Source organism: Fervidobacterium sp., assembly GCA_026419195.1.
Taxonomy (GTDB): domain Bacteria; phylum Thermotogota; class Thermotogae; order Thermotogales; family Fervidobacteriaceae; genus Fervidobacterium.
Genome location: JANZZV010000007.1, coordinates 61,579 through 80,343 on the forward strand (window position 1 = coordinate 61,579; position 18,765 = coordinate 80,343).

The 18,765-nt window shown below is 37.1% G+C and carries 13 protein-coding genes, 1 tRNA gene and 1 other RNA gene; 11 read left to right on the top strand and 4 right to left on the bottom strand.

Annotated features, from left to right (window positions below; genetic code table 11):
- The first annotated feature begins 33 nt into the window (after positions 1 to 33).
- From N2Z58_06785 to N2Z58_06815, 7 genes are all read left to right on the top strand, one after another.
- Positions 34 to 771, top strand: a complete 738-nt coding sequence (locus tag N2Z58_06785) for a hypothetical protein (GenBank protein ID MCX7654361.1) — start codon at positions 34 to 36, stop codon at positions 769 to 771.
- Positions 772 to 1,070: 299 nt separating this feature from the next.
- The gene (locus N2Z58_06790; protein MCX7654362.1) at positions 1,071 to 2,069 is read left to right on the top strand and encodes an ABC transporter ATP-binding protein; all 999 of its coding nucleotides are present in this window, start codon (positions 1,071 to 1,073) and stop codon (positions 2,067 to 2,069) included.
- Positions 2,062 to 3,066, top strand: coding sequence for a dipeptide ABC transporter ATP-binding protein (locus N2Z58_06795; protein ID MCX7654363.1), 1,005 nt, complete (start codon positions 2,062 to 2,064; stop codon positions 3,064 to 3,066). Before N2Z58_06790 ends, N2Z58_06795 begins: the two co-directional genes overlap by 8 nt.
- Positions 3,067 to 3,068: 2 nt before the next feature.
- The gene (locus tag N2Z58_06800; protein MCX7654364.1) at positions 3,069 to 4,805 is read left to right on the top strand and encodes an ABC transporter substrate-binding protein; all 1,737 of its coding nucleotides are present in this window, start codon (positions 3,069 to 3,071) and stop codon (positions 4,803 to 4,805) included.
- A 135-nt stretch (positions 4,806 to 4,940) separates the two neighbouring features.
- Positions 4,941 to 5,906: an ABC transporter permease gene (locus tag N2Z58_06805; protein ID MCX7654365.1), complete on the top strand. Its 966-nt coding sequence runs from the start codon at positions 4,941 to 4,943 to the stop codon at positions 5,904 to 5,906.
- Between the two features lie 15 nt (positions 5,907 to 5,921).
- Complete coding sequence (locus tag N2Z58_06810) at positions 5,922 to 7,619, top strand: ABC transporter permease (GenBank protein MCX7654366.1); 1,698 nt, start codon at positions 5,922 to 5,924, stop codon at positions 7,617 to 7,619.
- 321 nt (positions 7,620 to 7,940) lie between these two features.
- Positions 7,941 to 11,336 carry a hypothetical protein gene (locus N2Z58_06815; GenBank protein MCX7654367.1) on the top strand — a complete coding sequence of 1,132 codons (3,396 nt, stop codon included), beginning with the start codon at positions 7,941 to 7,943 and terminating at the stop codon, positions 11,334 to 11,336.
- A 26-nt stretch (positions 11,337 to 11,362) separates the two neighbouring features.
- Here the strand turns inward: N2Z58_06815 and N2Z58_06820 are convergent, their stop codons facing one another.
- Positions 11,363 to 12,487 carry a hypothetical protein gene (locus N2Z58_06820; protein MCX7654368.1) on the bottom strand — a complete coding sequence of 375 codons (1,125 nt, stop codon included), beginning with the start codon at positions 12,485 to 12,487 and terminating at the stop codon, positions 11,363 to 11,365.
- A 267-nt stretch (positions 12,488 to 12,754) separates the two neighbouring features.
- Between N2Z58_06820 and N2Z58_06825 the strand changes: the two genes are divergently transcribed.
- Positions 12,755 to 13,558, top strand: coding sequence for a flagellin (locus N2Z58_06825; GenBank protein ID MCX7654369.1), 804 nt, complete (start codon positions 12,755 to 12,757; stop codon positions 13,556 to 13,558).
- Positions 13,559 to 13,624: 66 nt separating this feature from the next.
- Here the strand turns inward: N2Z58_06825 and N2Z58_06830 are convergent.
- A tRNA-Leu gene (locus tag N2Z58_06830) sits at positions 13,625 to 13,712 on the bottom strand.
- A 168-nt stretch (positions 13,713 to 13,880) separates the two neighbouring features.
- On the opposite strand from N2Z58_06830, the gene N2Z58_06835 reads away from it, so the two are divergent.
- Complete coding sequence (locus N2Z58_06835) at positions 13,881 to 15,050, top strand: 6-phosphofructokinase (protein ID MCX7654370.1); 1,170 nt, start codon at positions 13,881 to 13,883, stop codon at positions 15,048 to 15,050.
- Between the two features lie 322 nt (positions 15,051 to 15,372).
- Here the strand turns inward: N2Z58_06835 and rnpB are convergent.
- Positions 15,373 to 15,705: RNase P RNA component class A (rnpB, locus tag N2Z58_06840), an RNA gene on the bottom strand.
- Positions 15,706 to 15,870: 165 nt separating this feature from the next.
- On the opposite strand from rnpB, the gene N2Z58_06845 reads away from it, so the two are divergent.
- Positions 15,871 to 17,217, top strand: coding sequence for an MATE family efflux transporter (locus N2Z58_06845; protein MCX7654371.1), 1,347 nt, complete (start codon positions 15,871 to 15,873; stop codon positions 17,215 to 17,217).
- A 116-nt stretch (positions 17,218 to 17,333) separates the two neighbouring features.
- Positions 17,334 to 18,284: a methionyl-tRNA formyltransferase gene (gene fmt, locus N2Z58_06850; GenBank protein ID MCX7654372.1), complete on the top strand. Its 951-nt coding sequence runs from the start codon at positions 17,334 to 17,336 to the stop codon at positions 18,282 to 18,284.
- Positions 18,285 to 18,351: 67 nt separating this feature from the next.
- Here the strand turns inward: fmt and N2Z58_06855 are convergent, their stop codons facing one another.
- Positions 18,352 to 18,720 carry a hypothetical protein gene (locus N2Z58_06855; GenBank protein ID MCX7654373.1) on the bottom strand — a complete coding sequence of 123 codons (369 nt, stop codon included), beginning with the start codon at positions 18,718 to 18,720 and terminating at the stop codon, positions 18,352 to 18,354.
- Positions 18,721 to 18,765: the final 45 nt, after the last annotated feature.

Consider the following 18,765-nt stretch of genomic DNA (forward strand, 5'->3'; position numbering starts at 1 on the left):
GATACGGAACTTAACTGAAAAAGGGGGATATTGATGAAAACGGATAAAGATTTTTTTCTACGTTTTCCGGTAGGTGCTATCTTTGGTACAATAGTTGGAATCATATTGTTAAGTATTTCAATTGACTTCCTTGGTTACATTGATTTTCTTAAAGAATTTCTCTTTATACTAAAATTTATAAAAAATGCCTTTGGAATTGTTGTCTTGTTATATTTCTCATTTGAGATTTTAATCTACCTTCTGAGATTTTCTCCATCGAAAAAATTTGAGAGTCATTTATCTGAAATTAGAAAAGCATTTTTAGAAGACGCAACAAAAGACGGTTCCATACTAATTGGAGACTTTATATCGTTCAGGCCGTGGATGGAAGATGAATTCTATGTAAAATCAAAAAAAGGAATTCCAAAAATCTTTATTCCAGTTTATTTGGTCGCTTTTACCATTAAGGATGATGTAATTTATATCCAAGAAGCAAAAGCACAAATTCAGAGCAAAACGTATTTGTTAACTGGATACTATGTCGTACCAACTAAAATCATCTTATCAGCAAGTTTTTCACAAGAGCGAATTTTATTCCCAACCAAATCCGGTGAAATTGGTGCAACAAGCTATTCCATTCAAATTAGAACAAGTGGTGGAGAGGTTAAAGTTGAACTTTTTGAAGAAGAAATCTTATCAAAATATGGTAACATAAGCAATCTTAGGGAAGAATTCGTGACAAAGGTAATGATGACTATAAGAATGTTGAATAGGAATTACCAAAATAAATGAGACCAACTCTGAAAAATGTATTTTAAATTTTCTGACATAAGCGAATGTACAATATCTACAACATAGATGAGGTTAACAAAAAAACATTTAAAATAAGAGAGAAACTCACAAAGTTTTCAAAAATATTCAAAAAAAGAAGGTATTGTTTCAAAACATAAACTTGTGTTATAATTTCTAACAGTCAATTGATTGTATCAAATCCGACAACTTGTTATTACTTCCCAATTTCCAAACTGGGATATGTGCAAAATCCTTGGAGTAATAGAAATAGACAAAATTACAAAGGAGGCTTGGTAGTTTTGGAATCCATACTCAGCGTTAGAAATCTGAGCACCTGGTTTTATTTGGAAGAAGGTGTGCTTAAAGCAGTCAACGATGTATCGTTCGAACTTTCGGAAAATGAAGTTCTTGGAATAGTTGGAGAGACAGGCTCTGGTAAGAGTATAACGGTTAGAAGTATTATGCGACTGATTCACTATCCTGGTAAAATCGTTGGTGGGCAAATAATTTACAAAGGCCGCGGTAAAGAAGAAGATATAGTTAAGATGGATGAAGATCAATTGACAGAAATAAGAGGGAAAGAGATTTCTATGATCTTCCAAGATCCATTAACATCTCTTAACCCTCTTTACACAATAGGTGACCAATTGATGGAAACTATTATGCAACATCAAGATGTCGATAGACCAACAGCTTGGAAATTAGCTGTGGAGATGCTTGATAAAGTTCAGATTCCGGAACCAGAGAAGAGGATGAATTCTTATCCCTTTGAATTCAGTGGTGGTATGAAACAAAGGGTTGTTATTGCTATAGCACTTTCATGTAATCCGAAGATATTGATTGCGGATGAACCAACTACAGCACTTGACGTTACGATACAGGCTCAGGTACTGGAATTAATGAAAAACCTGCAAAAAGAACTGAAAACAGGTACAATATTTATAACACATGATCTTGGCGTGATATCCGCGATGGCGGATAGAGTTATGGTTATGTATGGTGGAAGACAAATGGAGCTTGCCCCTGCAGAAGAACTTTTCCACCAACCAATGCACCCGTATACAAATATGCTTCTTAAGTCTATACCAAGGGTTGATATTAAACAAGAAAAATTAGAATCGATACCTGGCCAACCACCGAGAATGATAGATGTTCCAGATGTTTGCCCATTTGCACCAAGGTGTCCAAGGAGACTTGATAGGTGTTCAAAAGAATTACCAAAATTTGAAGAACTACAACCAGGTCACTATGTAAGGTGTTTTAACCCTGTAGAGGCTGGAGGGGATGTAAATGCCTGATAAAGCAAACGAAACAATCATAAGAGTTGAAAAGTTGAAAAAGTATTTCCCAATATACAAAGGGTTTCTAATAAAAAAGCACGTTGCAGACGTAAAGGCAGTCGATGAAGTTTCTTTCGAAGTTAAACGTGGTGAGACATTTGCCCTTGTTGGAGAATCTGGATGTGGTAAGACAACAACGGCAAGAACAATGTTAAGATTGATAGATCCTACTGATGGAAAGATAGAAGTTCTTGGAAAAGATATATCTAGACTTTCAAGAGAAGAATTATTACCGTTTAGGAGAAAGATGCAGATAGTTTTCCAAAATCCAATAGGTTCGCTAAACCCAAGAATGACCGTAGGACAGATCTTGACAGAGCCGATGTTGTTTCATAAAATTGTACAAAACCAACAAGAAGCAAATGATAAGGCTGTAGAGCTACTAAAAATGGTTGGACTAAAACCATTCCATATGGATAGGTATCCACATCAATTCAGTGGTGGACAAAAACAGAGAATAGCTATTGCACGAGCTTTGAGTGTTGATCCTGAAATAATTTATCTTGACGAACCTACTTCTGCACTTGATGTTTCAGTTCAGGCTCAAATAGTGAACCTTTTACTCAAATTCCAAGCTGATTTGGGGTTAACCTACGTTTTCATTTCGCACAACTTGGCACTTGTTAGATTTATAAGTCACAAAGTCGCTGTTATGTATTTAGGAAAGATAGTCGAAATGGGAGATGTAAATGAGGTATTTGATAACCCAGTTCATCCGTACACAAAGGCGTTGTTATCTGCTTCACCAATACCTGATCCAGCAATTGAAAAGAAAAGAAAAAGAATAATACTTACTGGAAACGTTCCAAGTCCAATAGCAAGGCCAAAGGGATGTTTCTTCCACCCAAGATGTCCATTTAGAATGGATATATGTGATAAAGAATATCCTGAGATGAAAGCAATTTCTTCAAATCACCAGGTTGCATGTTACCTGGTAGATAAAAGGGAGGTGTAGGTATGAGGAAGGTTCTCGTGACACTTTTAGTTTCTCTATTTGTTTTCTTCGCATTTGCTAACTACATCGGATTTGATGCAACAGGAAAAAAAGGTGGTACACTCATCATTCCAACACTCAGCGGTCCGAGAACAGTTAACGACACTGTATCAAAAGAAACAAGTTCTTCAGATGTTATTTCACTTTTCATGGGTTGGGGCGGTGTACTTATTGAAAGATCAGCCATCGATGGGGAATTTTACCCGGCACTTGCTGAAAAATGGGTTGGCCCACGTCTAACAAAAGATGGTGGCATGGAAATTATTTGGTACCTTAGAAAAGGTGTAAAATGGAGTGATGGAACACCATTTGATGCTGATGATGTTGTTTTCACATTAAACGAAATCTACACAAACCCAGATATCCCAAGTTCATTCAAAGACATTATCAAAAGTACAAATGGTTATTTACCAAAAGCTACAAAGATTGATGATTACACAGTAAGAATGTACTATCCAGAACCATTTAGGCTTGCTCTCAGATACCTTGGAGGAATGTACATATTCCCGAAACACAAAGCTGAAAGTTGGGTTAAGAACAAAAAGTTTGCTGAGTTCTGGACAGTGGACGCAATAAATAAAAAAGAAATCGTTGGCTTGGGACCATTTATTCCTGTGGAATACGTCCCAGACCAATTTGTCAGATTTGTAGCCAATCCAAATTACTGGAAAAAGGACAAAAACGGTCAACAACTTCCTTACTTAAAGGAAGTAGTGTACAAGATTATTTCCTCCCAAGATGCACAAAAGCTTGCATTTGAAAAAGGTGAAGTTGACATTTACTCACCAAGGGGAACGGAATTCAACTACTTCAAGGAAAATGAAAAGAAATTCAACATAACAGTCCTTGCTTACGGTCCAGCTTACGGTACACAATTTATCACATTCAACTGGAACAACAAAGACGAGGCAAAGAGGGAATGGTTTAGAAATCCAAATTTCAGAAGAGCAGTTGCTTATGCAATGGATAAGAAAAAGATGATTGATACACTCTTCAATGGTCTTGCTGTAGAACAATGGTCACCAGTATCAATGGCTTCTCCATTTTACAATGAAAAAGTCTCCGTCAAATATCCATACGATCTTAACAAGGCAAGGGCAGAACTTAAACTTGGTGGATTCAGCTGGGACAAAAACGGTAAACTCATCGATAGCAAAGGCAGACCAGTCAAATTTGTTATTGAAACGAATGCTGGAAATACAATTCGTGAAGGTATGGGTAATATCATAACAGCTGCTCTTAAACAACTCGGTATGGATATTACATTTGTTCCTGGAGACTTCAACACACTTGTCAACAGAATGCTTAATGTTGGTGATTGGGATGCAATAATCATCGGATTAACAGGTTCTGACGAACCGCAAGGTGGAAGAAACGTTTGGGCTGTCGATGGTTCATTGCATTTCTGGAATTTGTCACCTAACGTAGCAAGCTGGGTTGATGCGAAAGCTTATTTCTTACCAGACTTTGAAAAGGAAATCGACAAGATATTCAGGGAAAATGTGAGGATACTTGATAACGAAGTTGTGAAAGACTACTGGGCAAAATTCCAAAAACTTGCATCTGAAAACTTACCACTTATCTACACGGTTAATAGCTTAAGGCTTTTTGCATGGAGAAACACAGTAAAGAACGTTAGGATAACAATGCTTGGTGGAACCACTTGGAACATCGATTGGCTCTATAAGGACGAAAACTGATACTAACAACCTGCTTCCGGACTCCGGAATCCGGTTTCCGGAGTCCGGTTAACTTAAATATTGATGAATTACAATTCATTTTTATATGTTTAACCATCTGATGAAGTCATACTAAAGAGGGAGAGGTGAATAGGTTTGATCAAATATATTGCACGAAGACTAATAATAATGCTGCCAGAATTATGGATAATAACGATTATTGTCTTCACACTTATGCAGTTATCACCGGGTACATTTTTGGATCAGTACAAACTTGATCCGTCGATTTCTAAGGAGACTTTACAATCGATGGCAAAAGAACTTGGATTGGATAAACCTGCCGTTGTTCAGTATTTTTATTGGTTTGGCAAACTACTCAGACTGGACTTTGGTTATTCATTTTATTACAGAAGACCTGTTATAGATTTGATTTCGGAAAGATTACTTGGTACGTTTGTACTTTCATTGTATTCATTTGTTCTTTCCTGGATTATAGGAATCGTTCTTGGTGTGCTTTCAGCACTGAAAAAGTACACTACAACTGATAAAATACTCACAGTTGTTGCATTCAGTGGGTTGGCACTGCCAGGATTTTTCTTGGCTTTACTTTTACTCTACATGGCAGCGCGTACTGGATGGTTCCCCGTAGGTGGTATGTATAGTCCAGAAACTGTTAGACTCGATGTATGGAATGCATTTAAAGACATATTCTGGCGATTACAACTTCCAGCATTCACGTTAACATTCGGTGGATTTGCAGGATTGATGAGGTATCAAAGAGGTACTCTACTCGATGTTCTCAACGAAGATTACGTTGAATTTGCAAGAGCGAAAGGAATGCCCGAAAGGGTTGTCATATACAAGCATGCATTAAGAAATGCCATTAACCCGCTTGTTACAATGTTTGGAGGAAGTTTAGCTGGTTTGCTCAGCGGTGCGGTAATCACAGAAACGATATTTTCCTGGCCAGGTCTTGGAAGGCTTACTTATCAAGCTCTTCTCCAAAAAGATTATTATGTTGTCATGGCAAGTACGGTCATTAGTGTTGTGTTATTAGTACTTGGTAATCTTGTCGGTGACATACTACTCGCAGCAGTAGATCCAAGAATTAGATACGAATAAGGAGGGCTTGAAAAAATGAGCGAAGAAAAGAGAAAAATCAATCAACAAAACATTCCAACAGACGAAAGTGGTGCAATAGATTTTGAAGAAGTATATCTAACAAGAGGACAATTAATGTGGCGCGCTTTCAAAAAAAATAAACTTGCAATGTTCGGCTTGTGGGTGCTTATAATAATGTACATTGCAATGATATTTGCTGATTTCTTGGCTCCTTATAATCCATTTACACAAAACCTGAATCACTCTCTTAAAAAGCCAACAGCTGTTTTAACAAAGTATCAAGTAAATGACTTGAAGACAAGATTATCTCCATACGTGCTGCCCGAAATAAGTTATATAGATAAATTGGACTATACACAAAATTTTAGAATGATGCTTTTTCCAAGTAGAATAAAAGTTAAATACAATAGCGGGGAAGAATTATCTATAATTGATAAGCACGTTGTTGAAATCAGAAGCGATGGAACGATTGTTCCAAAGTATCTTCCAAAAGGTAGAGAACTAGATGATAAGTTTGTTCTTGCTCAATCGATAAAACTGGTTGTCAGAACTATAAAACATGCACAGATTGATGGCGAATGGAAACAATACAGCGACGAAACAGAGACTGTTAATTCACTTGTTTTTGGTGTTGATAACGAAATATTAGAAAAGGGCAAAAACATAAGAACAACGACTTCAAGAACCGCTCGTTCGTTTGTTGCACAAAATGAGGGATGGAAAATAGGATTTTATGCAATGAACGAACAAGAAGCGATGGAAAGACTTACCGCAATCAAACTTGAACAAGACCTTGTAGGGATAAAATATTACGATGAACAAGGCAATGAACATGAAATTTCATTGGATGAGGCAAAAATAGTCTCTTATGATTACAAGTTCTATCCAATCAAATTTTTTGTAAGATCATGGGGACCAAACGACACAGACCCAGAAAGAGTTGGATATCTATTTTGGTTAATTCCACTACATTATCATCTCTTCGGCATTGAAAATTATGATAACAACGAGTATGCCTCTATTAATATCTTTGGCTCAGACAGATATGGTAGAGACGTTTGGAGTAGAATTATATTTGCTTCACGTATTTCACTGACAATAGGATTTATAGGATTATTCGTTACACTTGTACTTTCGCTCTTTTTTGGGGCAATCGCAGGATTTTATGGTGGTTTGGTAGATGAACTTATAATGAGATTTTGTGAAATTCTAATGGCTATTCCTGGATTTTATTTACTACTTTTGTTGCGTGCAATTCTTCCAATTGATATCCCAAGTTCAACAACATACATGTTACTGATATTCATACTCGCATTCCTTGGTTGGCCTGGAAGAGCAAGAATCATAAGAGGACAGATACTTGCTGAAAGGCAAAGGGAGTATGTTGAAGCTGCAATTGCACTTGGTTACCCAGACATGAGAATCATGTGGCGTCACATTATACCAAATCTTGCAACTTACATAATAGTTAGTTCTACACTTGCAATTCCTGGCTACATCCTTGGTGAAGCTGGACTTTCCTATCTTGGACTTGGTATAAGAGAACCTTCGGCATCCTGGGGTAACATGTTGACAGCTGCTCAGGACGTGTACATTCTTGAAAAAGCCCCATGGTTACTTATACCTGGTGCATTCATATTCATTGTTGTTCTCTCTTTTAACTTCATTGGAGATGGACTTAGAGACGCTTTTGATCCAAGGGCACTTAGCTAGTTTATAACTTTTAATATCAACTAATATCAATGTTTGAATTGAGATATGAGAATCAGTGGTGGTCTAAGACCACCACTGATTTTTATGTTGCTTCAAACTGCGAAAATGTATTGGAATCAAGAGAATTAGATTCTTAACCGGAAGGTTTATGTTAAATAAATTATCGGCTTTTTTAGTTTATCATTCTTGATAACAAACTTTGGTTTCAAATTTGGAGTTTTGAAAAAAGTATTGCATAACTTAAAATCTGTTGTGATATAATAATCACAGAAGGATTTTTATATTGTGCGAATACTATTTACAGAAGGGGGGAAAACTTTTATGCGCAGATCTACCATGTTTTTTTTGGTTTGTGTCTTTCTGCTTTTTTCGTTTGTCAGCTTTGCTCAAAACCCACAAATGACACCTTTGTCAAAACTGTATCACGAACTCAAGGCCTTATTAGAAAAACCTGGTATTGACTTAAACAAGGCTCTCAGCGAGCTTTTGGAGAAATACGCACCTATAGTTCAACCAATATTACCTCCCGGACAGTACGAAGAGTATTCTCTCACGTTATCAGAGCTTGACAAGGCACTTCTAGATCTCGGCATTTGGATTACAAGGGCAACTGTAGAAATATTTAACCAAGAAGTTGTAGAAGGACCTTTTGAATTGAATTACAACAGAGATACGGGAGAAGCCACAGGACTTATAACAAAGCTAAAAACTGGAAAATACAACGTTATTGTTAAGGTTTTTGGAATTATCGATAACAAAGATGAGAGAATAGTTGCTTATGGTAGAAAGGATGCTGTTGAGGTTGTAAGAGATAAAATATCCCTTGCAAACATTCCACTAAAAGTAATAATAGGAACAGGAGCCGTACTTGTTAATGCCTTGTTAGATTTCCAAAATTCGGAATTTATACCAGGTGAGGTTGCTTTAATAGAACCTGAAAATGGACAACGTGATGTCTTGCCCAACGTTACTTTGAAATGGGATTCATTACGAGCCAAGATGTTCGATCTGTATTTCGGAGAAGAAGGAGACTTAAAACTTAAAGAAACAAATTATTTTGACAAGCAATACACAGTGGAAGATTTGAAGCCTGGAACGATATATCAGTGGAAAATAGTTGCTAAAAATGCATTCGGTCAAGCTGAGAGTCCGGTCTTTTCATTTAGAACGGGAGACGCACCCACGACACCGGAAAATCCTGTACCACACGATGGAGCAAAGAAAGTTTGGGTTGAACCTGTCCTCTTATGGGAATCTGAGAGAGCATCTGAGTTTGACATCTACTTTGGCAAGAACGCCTCTGACCTGTCGTTAATAGGTTCATCCCTTGAGAATAGTTTTGAGTTACCAAGACTCGAACTTGGAACGACTTATTATTGGAAAGTTATTGCGAAGAATGCCTATGGTGAAACAGAGGGACCTGTTTGGTCATTTACGACTGGCGATATACCAACTAAACCAATTCTTAAAGAACCTATTGGTGACAAAATTCGGTTACAACCTACTTTCAAATGGGAAAGTGAAGAGGCTTACGAGTACGACTTGTACCTTGGTGAAACGTACGATAGCATGGAGTTGATAGCAACGACTACTGAACAAGAATACGCATTACCATACAACCTTCCAATGGATACAACTTACTTTTGGAAAGTCGTTGCTAAAAATGATTTTGGTGAAAGCATTAGCGACGTAGAGATGTTTAAAACAGGAAAAGCACCGGAATTGATTGGTGTTGTTCAGCCATTTGATGGTGAAGAAGATGTGTGGAAATCGCCAATACTTGAATGGGAATTTGAATGCGCAGATAACTACGACGTTTACCTTGGTAAATCAGCGGACGAACTTGAGCTTGTTGCCGAGAACATTACTGAGAACACACTCAAACTTGAAGAGCTTGAACTCGGTGTGACATATTATTGGAAAGTTTTAGCCAAGAACGAATTTGGTGAAACAGAGAGTCCAGTTTGGAAGTTCACCGTAGGTAACGTACCAGCAGTACCGTTCAATCCAGAACCACCTGATGGTGCAACTGACCAATTCAACAGATTGGTACTCAGGTGGGAAAGCTCCAAAGCTGAAAGTTACGATCTGTATATAGGATTTGCTCCGGACAAACTCGATTTACTTGAAGGTGACATCAAACTGAGCGCTGTGGAATTTTACGACTTACTATTCGGGACAACATACTATTGGAAAGTTATAGCAAAGAACAGGTTCGGTAATAGTGAAGGACCAATCTGGAAATTTACAACTGGCCAAATTCCAGAAAAACCGGTAGCAATATATCCAAAAGATGGTGATAAAGAGGTACCACTTGATGTAACACTTAAATGGAAGAGTGAACGAGCAGAGGAATTTGATCTTTTCTTTGGCACAATGCTACTTGAACCACTTGGTACTCTTACATCACCAGAGTATACCTTACCAAAATTGCACTATGGAACATGGTACAATTGGAAGGTCATAGCAAGAAACAAATTTGGAGAGATAGAGAGTGAATTCAAGTTTAGAACTAAGCTTCCAACAATAGATAATCAAAAATCTCTTGGCGGTACTAAGGCTGATGGTGGTAAAGCAATTGCCAAGACCTCAGATGGTGGTTACATAATCGTTGGTAACACTCAGTCTTCAGAGTTACCAGGATTCAAAGGTGAATCCGATATAATTGTGGTTAAATTAAGCAAAAACTTAGACGTTGAATGGATAAAACTTATCGGTGGGAACGGTTGGGAAGAGGCATCTGATGTAATAGAAACAAAGAACGGTTACATTGTTTTGGGCTACACGGCCTCCACAGAAGTTGATGGTCAGAAAGGTAAAGGTGGATGGGATTACCTTGTAACGATGCTTGATAAGTCAGGCAACACGTTGTGGACGAAATTGTACGGAGGAACAGGTAACGATTTAGCTTACAAAGTTATTCAAACTTCAGATGGTAATTATCTTATAGCTGGTACAACAAATTCTGTTAACGGAGATACTGGTGGCAATATAGGTACATGGGATGCGTGGATAATCAAAATTGATCCAAAAGGTAACTTGTTAACTGGCAAAACATTTGGTGGTCTTGACAGGGATAAAGCCATTGATTTAATCGAAGTGGATGATGGATACATTATAGCTGGTGTTACCTATTCACTTGAAGGAGATATTCCATACAACCATGGAAGCTCCGATATCTGGTTGTTTAAAGTAACTAAAGATCTCAAGAAGATAACACTTAACAAAGCATACGGCGGTAGTGATCAAGACGAAATTTCCAAACTACTTAGAACAAGAGACGGAAATCTCCTGCTGATAGGTTATACGACTTCTGTTGATGGTGATGTGCAAAAGAATGCTGGTTATTGGGACTTCTGGATTGTAAAAGTTGACATGCAAGGTAACATAATATGGCAAAAGACATACGGTGGAGTTGAAGAAGATGTTGCTTACAGTGCTGCCGAGTTCTCAGATGGTGGATTTATGATAGTTGGACATACATTATCTAAGTTTGAAGGTCACAAAGGAGGAGTAGATATACTTGTAGTCGATATAGATGAACTTGGAAACCTCAGATGGTATAAGACATACGGTGGCACGCTTGCCGACTATGCATACGACATTCACTTAGAAGAAGATGGAACAGCGGTAATTATTGGCACATCCTTCTCAAAAGACATTGACATTGGTAAAAACATAGGCGGCAGTGACATTTGGATATTCAAAGTGAAATAAATATCGTCATTAATCCAAGGTGGCTCTTAGAAAGAGCCACCTTCTTTTTTTCTTTTCAATGTAAGAAAACCAGCAAAGTACAGATTATTAATATTAATACTTGCCAAATTTTCAAATTTTCTTGTTATATCATCCCAAAATAAACTTTCTTGAAAATTCTCAATCAATTTTAAATTATTCAAGCTTAGCCCAATTTTACTAACTGGTTTCCCTGAGAACAAACCTTTGTACAAATCATCTAAAATTTTCGAAATTAAAACATAATCCTTAGAATAAAACCATAGGCTTTTTGAGGATGAAAAATTACCAAAGCTATCCTTTAAATAGGCAGATAAAGTCTTTACACCAAGTCTGTATCTTAGCAATCTTGAGTATAAACCAAAAAGAAGATATCTACCAATTTCCAAAATTTCCTCTAAATTGTCTAATTTCTCATCTAATGTAAGATAGTGTCCAATACTCCTTGGAATATTAATTTTGAAAAATTCAGGTTCTGTGTAATCTTTTAGAATACAAATTCTTAGTTTGTCAAAAAGATAATGAATCTCTTTGCGATTTAAAAAATCTTTTAAAGTGCAAACATTGTATTCATTAAGCAATTTAATACTCTTTTGACCTATTCCGGGTACAAAGTTTATACTTACCAGGTTTGAAAATTTATCAAAATCATCCACTATAAGAAAACCATCCGGCTTTGCAAATTCGCACGCAATCTTTGCGATTATAGGATTTTTAGCGACTCCCACAGTACAGCTAAGCGAAAGCTTTTCTTTTATCTCATCTTTTAGATCCATTAATCTCTTTATTGGCTGGTCCGTATTATCCAAAGCAATATAAAATTCATCTATGCTCGCCTCTTTATAAATTGGAAAGTATTTATCTATAATACTAACGATTTTCAACGTGGTGAATTCGTAATAAGAAAAATCAGCCTTTAGAAATAATATGTTACGGCAAAGATTTTTTGCTTCCTTTAATCCCATTCCAGCTTTTATACCAAAAGCTTTCGCTCTGTAATTTACGCTCGTGACAACAGGATTTTTACCATTTCCCACAACTGCAATAGGGTAATTGTTTAATCTTGGATTCTTAACGCATTCAATGGATGCAAAGTAAGAATCCATATCCAAAAGTGCAATCTGCTTGAACAACTCCTACACCTCCTTGATGTTTTAAGTATTTATAAACAATAATGCATGACCTCTTCATAAAACAAAAATACAGAAAGGCACAAAACAAAAATGATACTATACATTAGTATACCATAATTTTTCTTTGAAAGTCAAAAAACTTTTGAACGATTTCAAGATTTATAAAGTCTAATATAAAATGAATGAGGAAAAAGCAATGAACCGATCTTGCCATAACTCCTTTTCTCCTTGTAAACCTTCGTCCGTGCTTATCGGGAGGGATAACCGATGCGTATAAGTAATAACGTTAGTATGTGGGCGATAAGATATCTTCAAAATTTTCAAACACAACAAGGGTTACAACAACAGAGCATAGCACAAGCTACTATACCATTTAGGCAAGATATATCTTCAAGTGTTATAGGTGAGAGAATACGCTCACAAATTAATGGTTATCGTGAAGCAATGGTGAGCACCTATAATGCGATAGGTGTGATGAATGTTGCTGAAGGAGGTATTCAAAGTATTACAACCAATTTACAAAGGATGCGTGAGCTTGCAGTTCAGGCTTCAAATAGTACACTGAGTGAAAATGAGAGAGCAGCTTTACAACGAGAGTTTTCAGAACTTTCTCAAGGGATCAATAAAGTTGTACAGCAAACAACTTACAACAACAGGCAAGTACTTGGCGGTGATATAAGAAATATGGAGGTCCAACTTGGTCCAAATCAAGGTCAAAAAATGACGGTTACCCTCCCAAGCATGGACATTAGGTCCTTAGGACTCGAGAATGTTAACATAAACAGTACAGAAAACGCACAAAACGCTTTGAAAACATTAGACCAGGTAATTTCCAATGTATCAAATACCAGGAGTTATATAGGTTCAACTGTAAACAGACTTGAGAGTGCAGCAAGAAATTTAAGTGAAACTATGCTGAATCTTACTTCCTCGGTAAGTGTATTAACAGGCACAGATATGGCACGCAGTATTATGGATTGGGTGAGAAACAGACTTCAAATACAAGCAACAGCTGGTGTAATTTCTCAATCGAATGTCAATAGTTTAAACGTTTTGAGGTTGCTTGGATAAGTCAAAAATCAAAAGAAAATCAAAAAGTGCGGTGTTTTTTCACCGCACTTTTTGATTTTTATCATCTGGTGCCGAGGGCGGGACTTGAACCCGCACGGAGCCTAGCTCCTGTTGATTTTGAGTCAACCGCGTCTGCCAATTCCGCCACCTCGGCATTATTTGACAATTGCCTGACAATAAATATTTTAGCATGGAACCTATTTCATTTCAAGTACCTTTTTTTCTCAATTAATTGTTCACAAGTTTCGATAGTTTATGATAAAATTAAAAAATGAAAGTTCTTAGAACAGAACGAACACCGGCGATAAGGAGGGTCAATCGTATGCGAGCACTTTACGCACAATCAGGAGGAGTTACAAGTGTTATTAATGCAAGTGCATATGGAGTTATTGATGAGGCAAGAAAAAATGGTCTTGAGATACTTGTCGGTATTAATGGTGTGACGGGGATACTCAAAGAGAAATTCCTCGACGCAACAGAGTTGGATATTGAGTTTCTTAGGTATACACCCGCGGGAGCGTTTGGTTCTTGTAGAAAGAAGATGAAAAGTGATGCTGATATAGAGAAGTTATTTGAAATACTGAGGAAGAATGATATTAAGTATTTTTTTTACAACGGTGGTAACGATTCAATGGACACAGCATGGCGTGTACAAGTGGAGGCTCAAAAACGAGGTTATGAACTCAAAGTTGTTGGTGTTCCAAAAACGATAGACAACGACCTACCTCACACTGATCATTGTCCGGGATATGGTTCTGCAGCAAAGTATATCGCTATAGCGATGATGGAAGCCTCTCTTGATTTAAGAAGCATGTATGTCGATTCAACCCAGGTTTTTGTTATGGAAATAATGGGTAGACATGCTGGCTGGCTGGCTGCTGCAGCAGGACTTGGATGGATAAATGGCATAGGGGCTGATGTTATTTTGTTGCCAGAAAAGCCATTTAATAAAGATGAATTTCTTGGTGCTGTAGAAAAGGTAATTTCACAAAAGGGCTATTGCTCGATCGCCGTGGCTGAGGGGCTCAAGTATCCAGATGGTTTCTTTGTATCTGATATGGGATACACTGATAGTTTTGGTAACAGACAACTTGGAGGTGTAGGTTTTACAATTGCTGGAATGGTTAGATCAGAGCTCGGGCTAAAGACCCACGTAGCTATCCCTGACTATTTACAAAGAAGTGGTCGACATATAGCAAGTGCTGTTGATTTGCATGAAGCAGAAATGTGTGGAAGAATGGCCGTAAAATATGCGTTGGAAGATAATTATGGTGTAATGGTAACTATGGAACGTGTATCTAATAGTCCATATCAAATAAAGTATGGTTCTGTTCCATTAAACCTTGTAGCAGAACAAACGAGAGAACTCTCAAAAGATTTTTATGATGGCTATATGATAACAGATAAATTTTTCTCTTATGCATTGCCTCTTATCGAAGGTGAAGTTTATCCACCTTTTAAAAATGGATTACCGGAATATAGGATTTTATAATATTTGATTGAAAAGTCATATACAACTTTACAAAAATAATAAACGTTTTGATTTTATCACCATTGCTGGAATTTTTGGTATACCTTTTGTCTTTCCAAAAAAGATAATAACATCTCGCTATTACCATTATCAAGAAGTTTACTAATCATTTTAATTGGCAAGTTAGATAATTTATGAGGTACTTGAACAAATGGGCATAATTTATTGTGCCCATTTTTTCTTTTTTATAGTTTTGGGAAAGCTTCTTCAACTTGAACCGCTCTTTCGCAAAACACATCTTTGACTTCTAGACTACCCCTTTTTTATTTTAAAAAGTATAAAACTCCCAAGAAGAGCTATAAGCCGGATTCTGTCTTAAGCAGGCATCTGTCTATGCGGTCTACCCGGGGGAATATGGGTGGGACCGCCCACCCCCTGCTTGACCTTGCTCCGGATGGGGGTTGCCAAGCCAGTGCATCACTGCACTGCTGGTGAGCTCTTACCTCACCTTTCCACCCTTGCCTTACTCAGTTAAAAACCTTTCAGGCGGTTTCCGTTTCTATGGCCCTGTCCGTAGCTCACGCTACCTGACCGTTGGTCAGCATCCTGCCCACGGAGTCCGGACTTTCCTCGGGAAAACCTCGTACGGTTATCCCGCGCCTGCCCGCTCTTCTTGGGAGTATTTGAAAAACTTTCGGAACTTTTTGCTGCTTTGATATTTTACTACTATTCCGAATATATTTCAATTGTTTATTAACGAGATACTTGAATATAATGAAAGCATATGTTAAAATTGTTCGTATAGCGAATTAATTTCATTTTTGAGAAGAGGGGTTATGGTATGGCAAGGGTAGATGTTCTTAACGAAAGAATTGAATACTCTATATTTCATTTAGCTTGGCCTCTTGTGATTTCAAATGCATTTCAGACATTGTACAATATAGTGGATTCCTATTTTCTTGGGAAGCTTGGATCAGTTCAATTCTCAGCTTCTACAATAACGTGGCCGGTTATCTTTACCTTTATCTCATTGGCGATTGGCTTTTCAAATGCAGGTATTGCCATAGTTGCCCAAAATTATGGAAAACGGGATATTGACGCCGTAAGGAAATCTATAGGACAGTTATACATTGTTACAATTGCTATTGGTGTGTTATCAACTGTATTAGGTATTGCATCTGCGTCTTTTATAGTAAAAACTATAGCAGGTAGCAAGAGTTATTCGGTTATTCCATATGCAAAAGCTTACTACATAGTGGACATGTTGGGCTTACCATTAGTTTTTATTATAAATGCTACAACCTCTACTATGAGGGCAGTTGGAGATTCGCAGTTTGGCATGAGAATTACACTTTATATGAATTTGCTTAACATACTCTTTGATCCAATATTGATCTTTGGAATAGGACCGTTCCCAAAACTTGGAGTTGAGGGAGCTGCTTGGGCAACCAACATTGGAAGATTTGTAGCAGCGCTGATTTCGATTTATCATGTTGTCTCAAAAAAAGCCGTTGTTAGTGTATCAAGAAAGGATTTAAAGCCTGATTGGAAGATAATAGCGCTGATCTTTAAACTAGGATTACCTAATGCACTCGGTATGTCTATTACCTCTGCAGGCTTTGCTGTGATTATGAAGTATGTTGCTATGTTTGGACCGGCTGTTATAAGTGCTTATGGAATTGGCAACAGAATTATAAATCTTGTTTCAATGGTATCCTTTGGGTTAGCTGGGGCAGTCTCTACGATGGTTGGACAATTTGTGGGGGCAAGAAGATTCCAAGATGCTGAAAAGACAGTTAAAACGGCGTTTTTATGGAATGTTGTTATCATCGGTATATTATCCACGATTACGTTTATTTATGGTAAACAAGTCACAAGATTTTTTATCAATGACTCGGAAGTTATTACTATGGGTGAGATATTTTTCAAGTATATATCTTTTTCCATGCCGATATTCACTGCATACATGATTTATAATAATGCACTCATAGGAGCCGGTAAGACATTTTTGACCATGATAGGAGATGTACTCAGACTTTGGGGAATTAGAATACCAATAATCGCCTTTCTTTCTATGACGCTTGGTTTTAAAGGGGTATTTATAGGAATGATCATAAGTAATCTCATTGTTTTTTTGATAACCTATCTGTTTTTCAAACTCTCTAATTGGAGAAAAGTTGTGGTATAATGAGTGTTGACTTAATAACTCTGATTGGTAGTTAATCAAATTTGAAATTGTTCTAGATAGCGTGTAAAAATTTTATTGTTTTTGGATTTATAATTCCGCACATAGGAGGTTTATCTATGCGGATCTTATTTATGGGGACTCCAGAATTTGCCGCTGAATATTTACGTTATCTCTTAGTAAACAAGTTTAACGTAGTAGCGGTTATTTCACAAAAAGACAAACCAAGGGGTAGAGGGCTAAAATTATTACCAACACCTGTTAAAGAAGTGGCTTTGCAATATCATATCCCTGTTTTTCAACCGGCGAATTTGAATAAAGAAGGTTTAGAGATAATAAATGAATATAAACCAGATATAGGTATTGTAGTTGCTTATGGAAGGCTTATAAAAAGCCCTTTTCTTGACACAATTCCACTGTACAATGTACATACTTCCCTCCTCCCAAAGTACCGAGGACCCGCACCTATGCAGAGAGCTATCGAGAACGGTGACAGAGTAACAGGAGTTACTATATTTAAAATAAACGAAGGAATGGACGAAGGAGATATTGCTTTGCAGGAAGAATTTGAAATCGGAGATTGTGAGACCTTTGGGGATCTATACAAGAGATTCATAGATATTGGTACCAAGCTTCTTGGGAGATTTTTGAATTCTTATCCAGTTGCACTTAGACCTCAAGAACACTCAAAAGCTACATATGCACCAAAAATAGAAAAGGAAGATCTATACATTGATTTTTCAAAAACAGCTTGCGATGTCAGAAATAAGATACGCGCTTACGATCCATCCCCAGGTGCTAGGTGCATTTTAAACAATGTTGAAGTTAAATTATTTGGAGCCTGTAAAACAGAAAGCACGTCGGAACATATATTAGAAGATGAAGAGCCAGGAACAATTGTAAGGATTGATAAATCAACAGAAGAAGGGGTACTAAGAGCTAAGGATGGTTATGTACATGTGAAATACATACAGTTTCCTGGAAAAAATAAAATCACTTTCTATGCGGCGAAAAATGGTGGGGTTGTAAAAGAAGGAATGTGTTTTTTAAGTCAGGTTTTTGGAGAATAAAAAAATCCCCGCGTTTGCGGGGATAATGTTTTAATAGGGGGTGGGGAGGGGGAGAACTTTTTATTTTTTACCTGCTGTTGTTCATTCTAAAGTAATCAAGATTTTCGTCATGCTCTATCTTTTTGTATCTGTGCAATGCACTTTCGTACATGCGATTTATGATGGCTTTTAAATCACTACTTTTTCCTAGATCATCTATTAATTTTTGAAGTTCTCCGGTAAATTCAAATTTGAACTCTTTGTCTTCGAATTTTATGTACTCCACTAATGACAAAGAAACTTCTGGAACTATCCTTTTCAAAAGCTTTATCAAAAATTCTGAAAACACATCACGAACATCGCTTTTACGTTTTGCATCGGAAAGTTTTTCTCTGTACTCATTTTCAAGTTCACGTTCGTATTTTACGTAACTCACCATCTTTTCAGCTCTTTCCATACAATCCCCCCTTATGGTGAAGGTCAGTAACAAGTTATAATTCGT

Coding starts and splice junctions, on each gene's coding strand:
- N2Z58_06785 (MCX7654361.1), top strand. CDS start 34: ATGAAAACGGATAAAGATTTTTTTCTACGTTTTCCGGTAGGTGCTATC.
- N2Z58_06795 (MCX7654363.1), top strand. CDS start 2,062: ATGCCTGATAAAGCAAACGAAACAATCATAAGAGTTGAAAAGTTGAAA.
- N2Z58_06800 (MCX7654364.1), top strand. CDS start 3,069: ATGAGGAAGGTTCTCGTGACACTTTTAGTTTCTCTATTTGTTTTCTTC.
- N2Z58_06810 (MCX7654366.1), top strand. CDS start 5,922: ATGAGCGAAGAAAAGAGAAAAATCAATCAACAAAACATTCCAACAGAC.
- N2Z58_06815 (MCX7654367.1), top strand. CDS start 7,941: ATGCGCAGATCTACCATGTTTTTTTTGGTTTGTGTCTTTCTGCTTTTT.
- N2Z58_06825 (MCX7654369.1), top strand. CDS start 12,755: ATGCGTATAAGTAATAACGTTAGTATGTGGGCGATAAGATATCTTCAA.
- N2Z58_06835 (MCX7654370.1), top strand. CDS start 13,881: ATGCGAGCACTTTACGCACAATCAGGAGGAGTTACAAGTGTTATTAAT.
- N2Z58_06845 (MCX7654371.1), top strand. CDS start 15,871: ATGGCAAGGGTAGATGTTCTTAACGAAAGAATTGAATACTCTATATTT.
- fmt (MCX7654372.1), top strand. CDS start 17,334: ATGCGGATCTTATTTATGGGGACTCCAGAATTTGCCGCTGAATATTTA.
- N2Z58_06855 (MCX7654373.1), bottom strand. CDS start 18,720: ATGGAAAGAGCTGAAAAGATGGTGAGTTACGTAAAATACGAACGTGAA.